The 14,933-nt window shown below is 68.4% G+C and carries 16 protein-coding genes; 15 read left to right on the top strand and 1 reads right to left on the bottom strand.

The features are described 5' to 3' along the window. Positions 1-981, bottom strand: a complete 981-nt coding sequence (locus AB0F86_RS28965; RefSeq protein ID WP_255495643.1) for a hypothetical protein — start codon at positions 979-981, stop codon at positions 1-3. Between the two features lie 226 nt (positions 982-1,207). Here AB0F86_RS28965 and ftsH point away from each other — a divergent pair, with 226 nt between their 5' ends. The 15 genes from ftsH (at position 1,208) to AB0F86_RS28890 (ending at position 14,811) form a co-directional block, all read left to right on the top strand. Continuing rightward, a complete protein-coding gene (ftsH, locus tag AB0F86_RS28960; protein WP_356984435.1) occupies positions 1,208-3,568 on the top strand; it encodes an ATP-dependent zinc metalloprotease FtsH in 2,361 nt (786 codons plus the stop codon). A 348-nt stretch (positions 3,569-3,916) separates the two neighbouring features. Continuing rightward, entirely contained in the window at positions 3,917-4,507 is a 591-nt protein-coding gene (gene folE / locus AB0F86_RS28955) for a GTP cyclohydrolase I FolE (protein WP_356984769.1), read from the top strand. After that, on the top strand, positions 4,504-5,373 hold the full coding sequence (folP, locus tag AB0F86_RS28950; protein WP_356984433.1) for a dihydropteroate synthase: 870 nt from the start codon (positions 4,504-4,506) through the stop codon (positions 5,371-5,373). Before folE ends, folP begins: the two co-directional genes overlap by 4 nt. Beyond that, entirely contained in the window at positions 5,370-5,792 is a 423-nt protein-coding gene (gene folB, locus AB0F86_RS28945; protein WP_181701057.1) for a dihydroneopterin aldolase, read from the top strand. The genes folP and folB overlap by 4 nt, the downstream gene beginning before the upstream one ends. After that, the gene (folK, locus tag AB0F86_RS28940) at positions 5,789-6,322 is read left to right on the top strand and encodes a 2-amino-4-hydroxy-6-hydroxymethyldihydropteridine diphosphokinase (protein WP_356984431.1); all 534 of its coding nucleotides are present in this window, start codon (positions 5,789-5,791) and stop codon (positions 6,320-6,322) included. Before folB ends, folK begins: the two co-directional genes overlap by 4 nt. Beyond that, a complete protein-coding gene (locus AB0F86_RS28935; RefSeq protein WP_067640545.1) occupies positions 6,316-6,789 on the top strand; it encodes a DUF3180 domain-containing protein in 474 nt (157 codons plus the stop codon). The genes folK and AB0F86_RS28935 overlap by 7 nt, the downstream gene beginning before the upstream one ends. Before the next feature lie 68 nt (positions 6,790-6,857). Further along, positions 6,858-8,012 carry a DUF6779 domain-containing protein gene (locus AB0F86_RS28930; RefSeq protein ID WP_356984429.1) on the top strand — a complete coding sequence of 385 codons (1,155 nt, stop codon included), beginning with the start codon at positions 6,858-6,860 and terminating at the stop codon, positions 8,010-8,012. Positions 8,013-8,425: 413 nt separating this feature from the next. Further along, entirely contained in the window at positions 8,426-9,379 is a 954-nt protein-coding gene (locus AB0F86_RS28925) for a DUF2520 domain-containing protein (RefSeq protein ID WP_356984427.1), read from the top strand. Further along, positions 9,379-10,335 (top strand): pantoate--beta-alanine ligase, encoded by a 957-nt coding sequence (panC, locus tag AB0F86_RS28920; RefSeq protein ID WP_356984425.1) that lies wholly within the window; start codon positions 9,379-9,381, stop codon positions 10,333-10,335. Before AB0F86_RS28925 ends, panC begins: the two co-directional genes overlap by 1 nt. Positions 10,336-10,349: 14 nt before the next feature. Continuing rightward, positions 10,350-10,769 (top strand): aspartate 1-decarboxylase, encoded by a 420-nt coding sequence (gene panD, locus AB0F86_RS28915; RefSeq protein ID WP_067640553.1) that lies wholly within the window; start codon positions 10,350-10,352, stop codon positions 10,767-10,769. Positions 10,770-10,788: 19 nt separating this feature from the next. Further along, a complete protein-coding gene (locus AB0F86_RS28910) occupies positions 10,789-11,571 on the top strand; it encodes a type III pantothenate kinase (RefSeq protein WP_181700792.1) in 783 nt (260 codons plus the stop codon). Between the two features lie 155 nt (positions 11,572-11,726). Then, on the top strand, positions 11,727-12,317 hold the full coding sequence (locus tag AB0F86_RS28905; RefSeq protein WP_255495629.1) for a cysteine dioxygenase family protein: 591 nt from the start codon (positions 11,727-11,729) through the stop codon (positions 12,315-12,317). Further along, the gene (locus AB0F86_RS28900; RefSeq protein ID WP_181700794.1) at positions 12,317-12,748 is read left to right on the top strand and encodes a rhodanese-like domain-containing protein; all 432 of its coding nucleotides are present in this window, start codon (positions 12,317-12,319) and stop codon (positions 12,746-12,748) included. The genes AB0F86_RS28905 and AB0F86_RS28900 overlap by 1 nt, the downstream gene beginning before the upstream one ends. Before the next feature lie 118 nt (positions 12,749-12,866). Next, complete coding sequence (gene lysS, locus AB0F86_RS28895; protein ID WP_181700838.1) at positions 12,867-14,333, top strand: lysine--tRNA ligase; 1,467 nt, start codon at positions 12,867-12,869, stop codon at positions 14,331-14,333. 115 nt (positions 14,334-14,448) lie between these two features. Beyond that, entirely contained in the window at positions 14,449-14,811 is a 363-nt protein-coding gene (locus AB0F86_RS28890; protein ID WP_181700796.1) for an Lsr2 family protein, read from the top strand. The last annotated feature ends 122 nt before the right edge of the window (positions 14,812-14,933 follow it).

The raw sequence follows: 14,933 nt of genomic DNA, 5'->3' as shown, positions 1-14,933 counted from the left end.
CTACAGGCTGCGTAGGATCCCGCGGCCGTAGCGCTGGAACTGGGTGTCGTCGACCATGCCGAGCGAATGCCGCTCCACCAGCAGTTCCCATTCGCTGTAGAGCTGGGTGACACCGGGATCGGCGGGCCCCGGCGCGCCGTCGGCCGCCTGCCTGCGCACGGCGAAGTTCACCGCACAGGTCACCCGTTCGATATCGGCCCGGTCGACACCCGCGAAATGCAGGGTGCGATTGCCGTCGCCGACATCCATCCCCGAGCCGCCGTGCCTGGTGTCGATCTCACCGGGCGCCGCATGGCTCTCGACCGTCCTGGCGCCCAGAATCGCGGGAACGGGCAGCTCGTGGGCATAACGATCGCCGCCGATGCCGATGAACAGCAGCCGGTCGGTCGTCGCCGCGAGCAGCCCGGTACCCGAGCCGGCGGGCGGCGAGGCGATGGCGATCGCGGTCTCGAGCACGTATTCGTCGGAGGTGACGTACCGGTGCAGCGCGTTGATCGCCGAGCGGGCGTCCTTGCGCGGCGCCATCCGACGCACGGCACGATCCACATCGGCGCGGACCGGCCCGGACTTGCCCCACTCGGGAGCGGGCGGGGTGAGATCGGGCGCGGCGATATCGGTGCGCTGGGTGGCCATGATCTGGTCGTTGATCCGGTCGACGATGCCGAGCGCGGTCGGCACGTCGTGTTCGGCGATCAGCACCGGAAGCGGGGTGCGGTCGGCGGGCACACCGGTGAGTACGGCGGTGGGATAACGCAGATAGATCTCGATCACCACCGCGTCGTCGGCGCGGCGGTTCAGCCGGACTTTGAGCAGGTCGGCGATGGGAACGTCGAGAACCCGTTCGCCGTCGGTACCCGGCCGCAGGACGGTGAGCCGCCCTTCGCCGTGGCGCAGAATCGCTGTGGGTGTTCGTAGCTCGACGATGTCCGTACCCCCTGCGCTGTAGTTGTGTCCTCGCCCACGATAAGACGGGCATGACATGATTGTGGCCACTTGCAACAACCCGGACGGGGTACTCGGGAACCTCTCCCGTTCCCCGGCCGTTTACCAGTGCAGCTGCACCAGCAGCCGAACTGCGCGATGTATCGACTAGACCGTACGCGGTAACGTGGCATGTCCGCATCCGAATCCCGCCGATCTCGACAGCTTCGCTAGGCACACCCCGGAGAAATAACCGGAAAGGACTGGGCCGTCCGGCCGACGCTCTATGAACCGCAAGACAGTGTTTCGCACCTTGGCGATCATCTCGGGCATCATGCTCATGATCTGGCTGTTCAGCTATCTCGGCGATGACACGCGCGGCTGGGAGAGTGTCGACACCTCCGTGGCGCTCAGTCAGCTGGAGAACAAGGACAACGTCAAGAACGTCCAGATCGACGACAAGGAGCAGCAGCTCCGCGTCGAACTGAACAACGGCAACGACGCGACCAAGAACAACGCCAAGATCGTCGCCAAGTACCCCGGCGGCGGCGAGACCTCCGCCAAGATCCTCGACGCGGTCCAGAAGTCGGGCGCGCCCTACGACACGGTGGTCAAGCAGGAGAGCTGGCTGTCACAGCTGCTGCTGTTCATCGTGCCGATGGTGCTGCTGGTCGGCCTGTTCATCTTCGTGATGTCGCGCATGCAGGGCGGTGGTCGCGGCGGCATGATGGGCTTCGGTAAGTCCAAGGCCAAGCTGCTGTCCAAGGACATGCCCAAGACCACGTTCAAGGACGTGGCCGGTGCCGACGAGGCCGTCGAAGAGCTGTACGAGATCAAGGACTTCCTGCAGAATCCGGCCCGCTACCAGGCGCTCGGCGCGAAGATCCCGAAGGGCGTGCTGCTCTACGGTCCGCCCGGCACCGGTAAGACGCTGCTGGCCCGCGCGGTCGCCGGTGAGGCGGGTGTGCCGTTCTTCACCATCTCCGGTTCCGACTTCGTCGAGATGTTCGTCGGTGTCGGTGCCTCGCGCGTGCGCGACCTGTTCGAGCAGGCCAAGCAGAACAGCCCCTGCATCATCTTCGTCGACGAGATCGACGCGGTCGGTCGCCAGCGCGGCGCGGGCCTCGGCGGCGGTCACGACGAACGTGAGCAGACCCTCAACCAGCTGCTGGTCGAGATGGACGGCTTCGGCGACCGGTCCAACATCATCCTGATCGCGGCGACCAACCGCCCCGACATCCTCGATCCCGCGCTGCTTCGCCCCGGTCGTTTCGACCGGCAGATCCCGGTGGGCAACCCCGACCTGGCCGGGCGTCGCGCCATCCTTCGGGTGCACTCGGCGGGCAAGCCGATCGCTCAGGACGCCGACCTCGAGGGCCTGGCCAAGCGCACCGTCGGTATGTCCGGCGCCGATCTGGCCAACGTCATCAACGAGGCCGCGCTGCTCACCGCCCGTGAGAACGGGTCGGTCATCACCGGCGAATCGCTCGAGGAGTCGGTCGACCGCGTGATCGGTGGTCCGCGTCGCAAGAGCCGCATCATCAGCGAACACGAGAAGAAGATCACCGCCTACCACGAGGGCGGGCACACGCTCGCCGCGTGGGCGATGCCCGATATCGAGCCGGTCTACAAGGTCACCATCCTGGCGCGCGGCCGCACCGGCGGGCACGCCATGACGGTGCCCGAGGACGACAAGGGCCTGATGACCCGCTCGGAGATGATCTCGCGACTGGTCTTCGCGATGGGTGGCCGCGCGGCCGAGGAACTGGTGTTCCACGAGCCGACGACCGGTGCGTCGTCGGATATCGACCAGGCCACCAAGATCGCGCGCGGCATGGTCACCGAGTACGGCATGAGCGCCCGCCTCGGCGCGGTGCGCTACGGCCAGGAGCAGGGCGACCCGTTCCTCGGCCGCTCCATGGGCGTGCAGGCCGACTACTCACACGAGGTCGCCCGCGAGATCGACGAGGAGGTGCGCAACCTGATCGAGGCCGCGCACACCGAGGCGTGGTCGATCCTGAGCGAGTACCGCGAGCAGCTCGACGCGCTGGCCACGGCCCTGCTGGAACGCGAAACCCTGCACCGCAAGGACCTCGAGGAGGTTCTCGCCGGTGTGGAGAAGCGTCCGCGCATCACCGCCTTCAACGATTTCGGTGAGCGGCTGCCCTCGGACAAGCCGCCGGTGAAGACCCCGGGCGAGCTGGCGCTCGAGCGTGGCGAGCCGTGGCCGCCGGTGCAGCCCGCCCCGGTTCCGGTGCCCAACGGTGCCCCGCCGCAGCAGCCCAACGGCTACCCGGGTCAGCAGCCCTACGGTCAGCCTGCCCCGCCCGCCGGCGGATACCCGCTGCCCAACGCGCCGACCCAGGCGTTCCCGCGTCCGACGACGGGCACGCACGGTTCGCGTCCGGACTACGGCGCCCCGGCCGGTTGGTCCGCACCCGGCTGGCCGCCGCGCGATGAACAGCAGCAGCCGCAGGGCCAGGGAGGTTGGTCACAGCCGCCCCAGCAGCAGGCGCCCCAGCACCAGCCGCGCCACGGCAGCGAGTTCGAGCCGTGGGGCGAGCAGCCGACCGCACCGCCGCAGCAGCCACCTGCGCGCGATGCGGACCCGGACACCAACGAATGGAACGGCCCGAACGGCCGTTGACGGACCTCCGTCGCGCCCGCCCGGTCGGTGCGCCGCCTGGAACAACACCGGGCGGCGCCCCGACCGGGCACGTGTCGTGGACGCGGACCATCGACACCGGGCCGAGCTGCTGCCGTCGGCCACGCGCCAACTACGCTGGGATGTTCGAGCCGGATCGATTCGGCTCTGGTTGCCGTTCGAGCCGGGACTTTCCGGCTCTGGTGGCCCGACCACTGCCGGATCGACCCGGCAGCGTTATGCCCCGGAGGTGTGGAGAAGTTGTCGGCCAATAGGAAAGTCGCTGAGCCGGCCGGGAACGGTTCGGGTTTCGACCCGGCCGGCGAGCTCGGTGAGACGAGCCCGGCCCAGCTGACGGCGCTGGCGACAGGCCGCGCGTTCGACCAGCAGCGCGCCGAGAACGCGGTGCGTGAACTGCTGCTCGCGGTCGGTGAGGACCCCGATCGCCCCGGCCTGGTCGACACCCCCGCCCGGGTGGCCCGCGCCTACCGCGAGATGTTCGCCGGCCTCTACACCGAGCCCGACGAGGTACTCGCCACCACCTTCGACGAGGGCCACCAGGAACTCGTGCTCGTGCGTGACATCCCCATGTTCTCCACCTGTGAGCATCACCTGGTGTCGTTCCACGGCGTCGCGCACGTCGGCTACATTCCCGGGCCGCACGGCCGGGTGACGGGCCTGTCGAAGCTGGCCCGCGTGGTCGACCTCTACGCCAAACGCCCCCAGGTACAGGAACGCCTCACCAGCCAGGTCGCCGACGCGGTGATGCGCAGGCTCGACCCGCGCGGCGCGATCGTGGTGATCGAGGCCGAACACCTGTGCATGGCGATGCGCGGTATCCGCAAGCCCGGCGCGAGCACCACCACCTCGGCGGTGCGTGGCCTCTTACAGACCAATGCCGCCTCGCGATCCGAGGCGCTGGACCTGATCCTGCGCAAATGAACCAGCCCCTCGTGACCGCGCGGGGCGGCCGCTCGTGCGTGGTCATGGGCGTGGTGAACGTGACCGCCGATTCGTTCTCCGACGGTGGCCGCTATCTCGATCCCGACCTCGCGATCGCGCACGGTGTCGCCCTGTACGAGGCGGGCGCCGACATCGTCGATGTGGGTGGTGAGTCCACCAGGCCCGGCGCCGACCGCGTCGACCCGGCCACCGAGGCCGCACGGGTGGCGCCGGTGATCCGCGGGTTGGTCGCGGCGGGTGTGCCGACCAGCGTCGACACCATGCGCGCCGAGGTCGCCGAGGCGGCGCTGGCCGCCGGTGTCGCCGTCGTCAACGACGTATCCGGCGGGCGAGCCGACCCGGACATGGTCCGGGTGGTCGCCGACGCGGGCGTGCCGTGGATCCTCATGCACTGGCGTGCGGGCGCCGACTATCGCCACACCGGCCCGGCCGACCACTACGACGACGTGGTCGCCGAGGTGCGCGCCGAACTGCGCACCCAGGTGGACCTGGCCGTGGCCGCGGGCATCGCCGCCGACCGGTTGATCCTCGATCCCGGCCTCGGTTTCGCCAAGAACGCCGACCACAACTGGGCCCTGCTCGGTGCCCTTCCGGAGCTGGTCGCCGACGGCCTGCCCATCCTGATCGGCGCGTCTCGCAAACGTTTCCTCGGCGCCCTGCTGGCCGACGAATCCGGCCCGCGCCCGCCCGACGGACGCGAGGTCGCCACCGCGACCGTCTCGGCGCTGGCCGCGACCCACGGCGCCTGGGGTGTGCGCGTCCACGACGTGCGCGCTTCGCTGGACGCCGTCACCGTTGTCGATGCGTGGCAGCGCGCCACCGCCGCCCGAGGAGCCGTCCGATGAACTCACCGCTGCTGCCCCCGCCCGCCGACCGGCCCGCGTCCTCGCGCATAGAACTGCGCGGGCTCACCGTGTTCGGCAGGCACGGCGTGTTCGATTTCGAGCGTCGCGACGGTCAGGAGTTCGTCGTCGACCTCACCGTGTGGGTCGATTTCGCGGCCGCCGCGGCCTCCGACGATCTGGCCGACACGGTCGACTACGGCGCTCTCGCCGAACGCGCCGTGCGCATCGTCGCGGGTCCGCCGCGCGATCTCATCGAAACGGTCGTCTCCGAGATCGCCGACGACGTGATGACCGACCCACGGATCGAAGCGGTCGAAGCGGTGCTGCACAAGCCGAAGGCGCCGATCCCGCATACCTTCACCGATGTGCGCGTGGTCGCCACCCGCTACCGCACCGCGGTGCCGGAGCCGCGCCGATGACCCGTGCGGTGCTCTCGATCGGCGCCAACCTGGGCGACCGGCTCGCCAATCTGCGCAGCGTGCTCGACGCGCTGGGGGAGCGCACCCGCGCGGTGTCACCGGTGTACACCACGGCGCCGTGGGGTGGGGTGGCGCAGGACGACTATCTGAATGCCGTTGTGGTGGCCGAGGATCCGTCGTTCGACGACTACGACTGGTTGCGTTTCGGGCAGCGGCTCGAGCAGGCGGCGGGCCGGATGCGTGAAGTGCGCTGGGGTGCCAGGACTCTCGACGTCGACATCGTGCAATGCGTCGACAGCGGCGAAGCCGTTGTGCGCGACAATGATCCGACGCTGATCCTGCCTCACCCCGAGGCGCACCATCGGGCGTTCGTGCTGGTTCCGTGGCTGGATGTCGAACCCGATGGTCGGCTCTACGTCCACGGCGCCGAGGTGCCCGTCGCCGACCTGCTCGCCGCCGTCGACCCCACCGAACGCGCGGGTGTGATCCGCACCGACCTGGTCCTCGGCGAAGGCGCCCGCCCGTGCTGAAACCGACCCGGCTGCTCGACCTCGCCCTGAATGTCGTGCTGGCCGCGGCCATCGCCTGGACCGCGACCCGCTTCGCTTATTCGACCTTTCCGTCCATCTCGGTGCTCGCAGGCGCCTCGCTGCTGCCGGTGGCCGGAATCGAGGCGGCGCTCGGGTTCGTCGTCAAGAACCGGATCGCCGAGCAGCGCATCGGCGACGGACCGGGTGAACTGCATCCGATCAATGTGGCGCGGGCGGCCGCGCTGGCCAAGGCGTCGTTGCAGGTCGGTTCGCTGGCGGCGGGCGTGTGGCTGGGCTTCCTGCTGTGGGTCTTCCCACAGAGCGGCACGGTCACGGCGGCGGCGTCGGATTCACCGGGCGCGGTGGTCGGTCTGCTCGCCGGTTCCGCCCTGGTTGCCGCGGCTTTGTGGCTCGAGTACTGCTGCCGCGCGCCCGACGAACCACCGGACGAACCGGCAACCACCTAGCAACTTGCGAATGGAATCACCCCCGTTGTCGGTGTGCCGACCAGCTGTTTCCGGCTACCCTGGCCACCATGGTTTCACCCTCCCGTAGCACCACGCCCCGTCGACGGCGGGACGACGCGGGAAAGCTCTTCATCGGCGCCCTCCTTCTCCTCGGCCTGACAGCCAGCGTTTTCCTCGTCTTCAGCGACAATGTGCAATTCGTCCGGATCGGCCTGGTAGCGGCGCTGTGGGCGGCCGTGATCGGTGCCCTCGCGGCCACCCGGTATCGCAAGGACGCGGCCGTCGACAAGGCCAAGGTGCGCGATCTGCAGACGGTGTACGAGTTGCAGCTCGAGCGCGAGATCAACGCCCGCCGCGAATACGAGATGGGTGTCGAGGCACGAGTGCGCGCCGAAGTGGGCGCCGACGCTTCCGAGATCGCGGCCCTGCGTGCGGAGCTCACGTTGCTGCGCCAGAACCTGCAGGTGCTGTTCGAAGGTGCCCTGCCCGATGACCAGCCTGCCCTGCAGGCCGACGCGGTCCGCATCGATGCGCTGCCGAGCGGCGCGACGGCCCATGCCGATTTCGACGCCTTCGACGAGGCGGAGCCCGAAATCGACGATAGCCACGAGGCTGCCGCGGCCGCCTGGTTCGGCCCCTGGCAGCAACCGCCCAGCGCCCTGAAGCCGGTTTTCATGCAACCGGTGTCGGCCAATTTCGCCGACCCCTACGACGACCCGGTCACCGCCGAGACCTCGGCCGTGCAGCTCGACGAATACGCCGAGTCCCAGCAGTCGACCCCCGAGCCAGAACCGGCCAAGTCGTCGTCGACCAAAACCCCACCCCCGCGCCTGTCGGCCCCCCACACCCGCAAGGTCGACAACGACGGCCGCCTCCTCGACCCCGAGCCCTCGGCCCCCACGTCGTCGAACGGCACGGACCAGTCGTCGACCCCGGCACCCACCGGCACCGACCCGTCGGCCACCCCGGCACCCACCGGCTACACCACCCCTGAGCCTCCGATCGAACAGCCTGCCGCGGCCACCACCACCGAATCCGGCTTCGAAGCCCCCCCGAACTCCGGCCCGGCCCCCGCCCCCAAGCCCACGCCTGACCCCACCCCGGCCACCACCCCCACCGTCGGCACCAGCTCCCGCCGCCGCCGTCGCGCCGAATCCGAAGGCACCCGCCTCTCGGTAGCCGACATCATGGCCAACCTCCAATCGGAGTCCACCCGCACATAGCCGCACCAAGATCACCGTCCAGCGGGCCACCCACCCGAACCACACCGCTGAATCCGCCACGCACCCGCCCACTTCGGTGAGGACATGGGTAACTCACCGGGGACGGGCAACCGCAACCGCGCACATGGTCTGGCCACCGACGCAAGTCTCTCCGCGCATAAGCCTGGTCTGAATTCTCGGGGAGGCGGGTCAGTGAGGACATGGGTAACTCACCGGGGACGGGCAACCGCAACCGCGCACATGGTCTGGCCGCCGACGCACGTCACCCCGCTCCTGAGTCTGGCCTGAATTCCCGGAGAGGCGGGTGTGCTAGATCACGACAGGGGGCGTGGCGGGGCGGGCGTAGGGCCCGTTATTCTCGACCCGTACGTCTGGTACCCGCACAGCGGGACTGGAACGCAATCGAGAGGACAATGTTGACCTCGAGAAGTGTCGATTCTGATGGCGCGAACTCAGGTGTCGATCCAGCGCCCGCACGGCTGACGGTGGGAATCGTCTCGGCGGGACGGGTGGGTTCGGCGCTCGGTGTGGCGCTCGAGCGAGCCGGGCATGTGGTGTTCGGTGTCGCCGCGATCTCCGATGCCTCCGTGCACCGGGCGCGCACCCGGCTGCCCGATTCGCAGATCCTGCCGGTCGAGCAGGTGGCCCAGCGCAGCGAGTTGTTGCTGCTCGCCGTGCCCGATGCCGAGCTGGCCGGGTTGGTTCGTGGTCTGGCCTCGGCCGGTGTGGTCCGGCCGGGCACGATCGTCGCGCACACCTCCGGCGCCAACGGCGTCGGCGTATTCGCCCCGCTCACCGAGCAGGGCGCCTTGGGCCTGGCGATCCATCCGGCGATGACCTTCACCGGTCACGACGAGGACATCGCCCGCCTCGCCAATGCCTGCTTCGGCATCACCGCCGCCGACGAGGTCGGCTACGCCATCGCCCAGGCGCTGGTGATCGAGATGGGTGGCGAGCCGGTGCGGATCGAGGAGGACCAGCGCACGCTCTATCACGCGGCCCTCGCGCACGGCAGCAATCACCTGGTCACGCTCATCGTCGATGCGGTTTCGGCGCTGCGCGAAGCGATGTCGGGCCCGGGTCTGCTCGGCCAGCCGGTGGTCGACGAGCAACCGGGCGGTCTGCCCGAACGCCTCATCGGCCCGCTGGTCTCCGCCGCCCTCGACAACGCGCTGCGCCGTGGTCAGGCCGCGCTCACCGGCCCGGTCGCCCGGGGCGACGTGGACGCGGTCGCCGCACACCTGAATGCCGTCGAGTCGTTCGACGAACGCCTGGCCGCGTCGTATCGCGCCATGTCGTTGCGCACGGCCGAACTCGCAAGGACCAATCCCGCTCTGCTCGAGCTGCTCGCCGAGAAAGGCCACTGATGGAACCCCGAGAAGTGCATCACCACCAGGGCGGCGCGCGGGCGACCGGCGCGTTCAAGCCCGGCGCGCTCACCGTGCACCACAGCCCCGAGGTGCTGTCGACGGTGGCCAAGGCGTTGCGCGGCGCGGGTCGCAGCATCGGTTTCGTGCCGACCATGGGCGCGCTGCACGAGGGCCACCTGCAGCTGGTGCGTCAGGCCCGGCTCACCAATCAGATCGTGATCGTGTCGATCTTCGTCAACCCGCTGCAGTTCGGCGCGGGCGAGGATCTCGACGCCTACCCGCGCACCCTCGACGCCGACCTCGAGCTGCTCGCGGCCGAGGGCGTCGATCTGGTGTTCGCGCCGTCGGCCAACGAGATGTACCCCGACGGCCCGCGCACCACCGTGCAGCCGGGCCCGCTCGGCGCCGAGCTCGAAGGCGGCAGCAGGCCGACGCATTTCGCGGGCATGCTCACCGTCGTCGCGAAACTGCTGCAGCTCACCCACGCCTCGGAGGCGTACTTCGGGGAGAAGGACTACCAGCAGCTCACCTTGATCCGCCAGATGGTCCGCGACCTGAACTTCGACGTGAAGATCGTCGCCTACCCGACGGTCCGCGAACCCGACGGTCTCGCCCTGTCCTCGCGCAACCGCTATCTCGATGCGGCGCAACGGGAATCGGCGCTCGCCCTGTCGGCCGCACTGGCCGCGGGCAGGCACGCCGCGGGCCTCGGCCCCGAGGGTGTCCTCGCCGCCGCCCGCGCCGTCCTCGACTCGGCCGACGGTGTCGAGGTCGACTACCTCGAACTGCGCGACTCCACCCTCGGCCCCGCCCCGGACGCGGGCAACGCGCGCCTGCTCGTCGCGGCCAAGGTCGGCAGCACCCGCCTGATCGACAACGCACCCCTTGTTCTCGGCGCCCAGATCGACGGGCACCCCGACGCGAACTCCCTGCCTGCTCCGCAGGCGCACTGAGAAAGGCGAAGCCGATGCTGCGCACCATGATGACCTCGAAGATCCACCGTGCCACCGTGACCCACGCCGACCTGCACTACGTGGGTTCGGTGACCGTCGACCAGGATCTGCTCGACGCCGCGGGCCTGCTCGAGGGTGAGCAGGTGTGCATCGTCGACATCGACAACGGCGCCCGCCTCGAGACCTATGTGATCGCGGGCGAACGCGGTTCGGGTGTGATCGGGATCAACGGCGCCGCCGCACATCTCGTGCACCCCGGCGACCTGGTCATCCTCATCGCCTACGGCCAGCTCGACGAGGCCGAGCTGCGCGAGTACGCGCCGAAGGTGGTCTTCGTCGACGACCGCAACCGGCCCGTCGAGCTCGGCGCCGATCCCGCCCACGCGCCCGAGGGTTCCGGGCTCACCTCGCCGCGTTCCCTGTCGATCGCCTGATCGCGGCGGGGGGTCGGACATGCTGCTGACGATCGACGTCCGCAACACCGCCATCGAACTCGGCCTGTTCTCCGGTCTCGGCGAGCACTCGAAACTGGTGCGGCACTGGCGCATTCACACGAATCCACTGCTCACCGCCGACGAGTTCGCGATGCAGGTGCGCGGTCTGGTCGGTGCCGATCTCGACCAGGTGGTCGGTGTCTCGGCGTTGTCGACGGTGCCGCCGGTGCTGCGGGAACTGCGCATCATGCTCGCCCGCTATTGGTCGCATGTGCCGAATGTGGTCGTGGAACCCGGTGTGCGGACCGGCATTCCGCTGCTGGTCGACAATCCCAAGGAGGTCGGCGCCGACCGCATCGTCAACTGCCTCGCCGCGTTCCGCCGGTTCGGCGGCCCGGCGATCGTCGTCGACTTCGGCACCGCCACCTGTGTCGACCTGGTCTCGGCCAAGGGCGAGTTCCTCGGTGGCGTGATCGCGCCGGGCGTCGAGGTTTCGACGGAGGCACTGGTCGAACGCAGTGCCTTGCGCCGCGTCGAACTGGCCAGGCCGCGCTCGGTGCTCGGCAAGAACACGATGGAGTGCATTCAATCCGGTGCCATTTTCGGTTTCGCCGGCCTGGTCGACGGATTGATCGACCGCATTCGCGACGAATTCGACGCGTTCGCCGGTACCGATGTCACCGTCGTCGCCACCGGAACGGGCGCGCCGCTGATCGTGCCGGAATCGGAAACGATCGACCAGCACGAACCGCATCTCACCCTCACCGGCCTGCGCCACGTCTACGAGCGCAACAAGAAGTGATCCAGGTCATTGGCCCGTCCACACGGGAGCCTGCTAAGCTCGCTCCCGTGTCTTTCCGTGTGAGCACCCAGGAGTGTTGTCGAGGCTGACCTGCCTCGACCGTTCGAGGCTGACGTTTTCCCCTCGACCGATTCTCACTCCTTGGAGATGCGCTCATGCGTTCTTCTGTTCTTTCCCTGGCGTCGGCCCGTGACGAATACTCCGCGACCCCGCCGCTCGACCGCGCGGTCGCCTCGGCCCTGCCCACCCGGCTGCGCCCCGCCGACCTGCTGCGTCTCACCGACGAGGGCGCCGAGGATGTCCTGGCCGGTCGCTACGACCATCTGCTGCCCGCCGACGGGCTCTGGCCGACCGAACAGCGCTGGGCCACCCGCCTGATCGCCGACGACGAGGTCGATGTCTGGCTCATCAGCTGGACGCCGGGAAAATCCACCGAATTGCACGACCACGCCGGTTCGCTCGGCGCGCTCACCGTGCTCAGCGGCGCGCTGTCGGAATTCCGCTGGAATGGCACCGAGTTACGCGAGCGCACCCTCGCCGCGGGCGATCAGGCGTCGTTTCCGATCGGCTGGGTCCACGATGTGGTCCGCGCCGCCGACGCGACGGCGGGCCCGCTCGATCCCACCCTCAGCGTGCACGCGTATTCGCCGCCGCTGACCGCCATGTCGTATTACGAGGTGACCGGCCACGGCACCCTGCGACGCACCCAAACCGTCCTCACCGACCAGCCCGAAGGTGATCTGTGATGAGCCGTTTGTCGATTGACCAGATGCTCGACAACGCACGCGCCAAGCTGCGCAGGCTGTATGTGTACGACGTCCCCGCCGCGCTGGCCCGAGGCGCCGTTCTGGTCGACATCCGCCCGGCCGCGCAGCGTGTTCGGGAGGGCTCGCTGCCGGGCGCGCTGGTGATCGAGCGCAATGTGCTGGAATGGCGGCTGGATCCCACATCGTCGGCGCGGTTGTCGCTCGCGCGCGACCACGATGTGGAGTGGATCATTTTCTGCTCGGAGGGCTATACCTCCAGTTTGGCCGCGGCCTCGCTTCAGGAACTCGGATTGCACCGTGCGACCGATCTGATCGGCGGTTATCAGGCGCTGAAGTCGGCGGGCATGCTCACCGTGGGCGTCGGGGTGCCGCACTTCGCCCGGGAAGTGGAGTCGCTGGCTTCGTTGTAACGGGCGGCGCACTGGTCCTTTCCGGTGCACGCTACTGTTATCGAATGTGAGCACCCCTAACTCCGCCGAGACCGGCCGCGCCGTCAGTTCCGCCGTGGACAGCGATGTCCCCGAGCAGATGCGGATTCGCCGGGACAAGCGTGAACGGCTGCTCGCCGGCGGTGGTGACGCCTATCCGGTGGTCGTGCCGCGCACGCACACGCTGGCCGAAATCCGTTCCGCCTACCCGGATCTCGAACCCGATACGCAAACCGGTCTGCAGGTCGGTGTGGCCGGCCGCGTCATTTTCGTCCGCAATACCGGCAAGCTGTGCTTCGCCACCCTGCAGGAGGGCGACGGAACCAAACTGCAGGCGATGATCAGCCTCAACGGCGTGGGCGCGGACGCGCTCGCGGCTTGGAAGTCCGATGTCGACCTCGGCGATTTCGTGTTCGTGCACGGTGAGGTCATCTCCTCGCGCACGGGCGAATTGAGCGTGATGGCCGACTCGTGGTCGATGGCGGCCAAGTCGCTTCGCCCGCTGCCGGTGGCGCACAAGGAAATGAACGAGGAATCGCGCGTCCGTCAGCGCTACGTCGACCTCATCGTGCGCCCCGAGGCCAGGGAAATGGCCCGTACCCGCGTGAACGTGGTGCGCGCGCTGCGCACGGCGCTCGAGCGCCGCGGCTTCCTCGAGGTCGAGACCCCGATGCTGCAGACCATCCACGGCGGTGCCGCCGCGCGCCCGTTCGTCACCCATTCCAATGCCCTCGACATGGACCTGTTCCTGCGTATCGCGCCGGAACTGTTCCTCAAGCGCTGCGTGGTCGGCGGCCTGGAGAAGGTCTTCGAGATCAACCGGAACTTCCGCAACGAAGGCGCCGACTCCACCCATTCGCCCGAGTTCGCGATGCTGGAAACGTACGAGGCCTACGGCACCTACGACGACTCGGCGACGATGATCCGGGAATTGGTCCAGGAAGTCGCACAAGAGGCATTCGGCACCCTCGTGGTGACTCTTGCCGACGGTACTGAATATGATCTGAGTGGCGAGTGGACGACGGTCGAGATGTATCCGTCGCTGTCGGAGTCGATCGGTGTGGAGGTCACTCCGGAAACGACTGTCGAGGAATTGCTGGCACTCGCCGAACGGGTCGGTCTGGAAATTCCGTCGGGCAAGGGCTACGGCCATGGGAAACTGGTCGAAGAACTCTGGGAACACGTCTATGGCGACAAGCTCTACGCGCCGACTTTCGTTCGCGACTTCCCCGTGGAGACCTCACCGCTGACCCGTCAGCATCGCAGCAAGGCAGGCGTTACTGAGAAGTGGGATCTCTATGTTCGCGGCTTCGAGTTGGCCACGGGCTATTCGGAGTTGGTCGATCCCGTCATCCAGCGGGAACGGTTCGTCGACCAGGCGCGCCTCGGCGCGGCGGGCGATGACGAGGCGATGGTGCTCGACGAAGACTTCCTCACCGCGATGGAACACGGTATGCCGCCGACCACCGGAACGGGTATGGGAATCGATCGCTTGTTGATGGCACTCACGGGTTTGGGAATCCGGGAAACGATCCTGTTCCCCATTGTGCGCCCGAGTAGTCGCTGACCTGTGAATTCGCGGGGCGAAGGCCTCGTGTTGGAAATTTCGCATTTCGGGGTATTCTTGCCTCGGGTATTCGGCCTGGAGGCAGGCTTGACGATTTCGAGAGGACGTTCATCTCATGGCAAAGAAGGTCACCGTTAGCCTGATCGACGATGTCGACGGTGAGTCCATCGCGGACGAAACCATCGAGTTCGCTATCGATGGGGTGTCGTACGAGATCGATCTGTCGGAGGCAAATGCGGCGCGCCTGCGCGAAGGCCTGGACGAGTGGGTCGCCAACGCGCGTCGCGTGAGTGGCCGTCGCCGGACCAAGGCCGCCGGTGCGCCGGCGCCGCAGGGCAAGAGCCGCGTTTCCATGGACCGCGAACAGAGCGCCGCAATTCGTGAATGGGCCCGTCGTAAGGGCCACAAGGTCTCCGCACGCGGCCGTATCTCGGCCGACATCACCGAGGCCTACAACAAAGAGGTCGGCAAGAGCTGAGATATTGGAGCGCTGGCGCGCTCGAGTCGGCGGCCCCTGCGGTCCCGACGATCAGGCACCGTGGCGTTGTACATAGTGGCCAAACCCCCCCCGCCAGATAAACGGGGCGGCCCCCCCACCCC

Source organism: Nocardia sp. NPDC023733 (genome assembly GCF_040639775.1).
GTDB lineage: Bacteria > Actinomycetota > Actinomycetes > Mycobacteriales > Mycobacteriaceae > Nocardia > Nocardia rosealba.
Note: the sequence above shows the minus strand (reverse complement) of the source record. Positions and strands in the feature narration are given on the sequence as shown.

What these genes read in the sequence shown, in the direction of transcription:
- AB0F86_RS28905 (WP_255495629.1), top strand. Translation starts at nt 11,727, where the DNA reads ATGCGTTCTTCTGTTCTTTCCCTGGCGTCGGCCCGTGACGAATACTCC.
- AB0F86_RS28925 (WP_356984427.1), top strand. Translation starts at nt 8,426, where the DNA reads ATGTTGACCTCGAGAAGTGTCGATTCTGATGGCGCGAACTCAGGTGTC.
- folP (WP_356984433.1), top strand. Translation starts at nt 4,504, where the DNA reads ATGAACCAGCCCCTCGTGACCGCGCGGGGCGGCCGCTCGTGCGTGGTC.
- folK (WP_356984431.1), top strand. Translation starts at nt 5,789, where the DNA reads ATGACCCGTGCGGTGCTCTCGATCGGCGCCAACCTGGGCGACCGGCTC.
- lysS (WP_181700838.1), top strand. Translation starts at nt 12,867, where the DNA reads ATGCGGATTCGCCGGGACAAGCGTGAACGGCTGCTCGCCGGCGGTGGT.
- panC (WP_356984425.1), top strand. Translation starts at nt 9,379, where the DNA reads ATGGAACCCCGAGAAGTGCATCACCACCAGGGCGGCGCGCGGGCGACC.
- AB0F86_RS28890 (WP_181700796.1), top strand. Translation starts at nt 14,449, where the DNA reads ATGGCAAAGAAGGTCACCGTTAGCCTGATCGACGATGTCGACGGTGAG.
- ftsH (WP_356984435.1), top strand. Translation starts at nt 1,208, where the DNA reads ATGAACCGCAAGACAGTGTTTCGCACCTTGGCGATCATCTCGGGCATC.
- panD (WP_067640553.1), top strand. Translation starts at nt 10,350, where the DNA reads ATGCTGCGCACCATGATGACCTCGAAGATCCACCGTGCCACCGTGACC.
- AB0F86_RS28900 (WP_181700794.1), top strand. Translation starts at nt 12,317, where the DNA reads ATGAGCCGTTTGTCGATTGACCAGATGCTCGACAACGCACGCGCCAAG.
- AB0F86_RS28930 (WP_356984429.1), top strand. Translation starts at nt 6,858, where the DNA reads ATGGTTTCACCCTCCCGTAGCACCACGCCCCGTCGACGGCGGGACGAC.
- AB0F86_RS28910 (WP_181700792.1), top strand. Translation starts at nt 10,789, where the DNA reads ATGCTGCTGACGATCGACGTCCGCAACACCGCCATCGAACTCGGCCTG.
- folB (WP_181701057.1), top strand. Translation starts at nt 5,370, where the DNA reads ATGAACTCACCGCTGCTGCCCCCGCCCGCCGACCGGCCCGCGTCCTCG.
- AB0F86_RS28965 (WP_255495643.1), bottom strand. Translation starts at nt 981, where the DNA reads ATGTCATGCCCGTCTTATCGTGGGCGAGGACACAACTACAGCGCAGGG.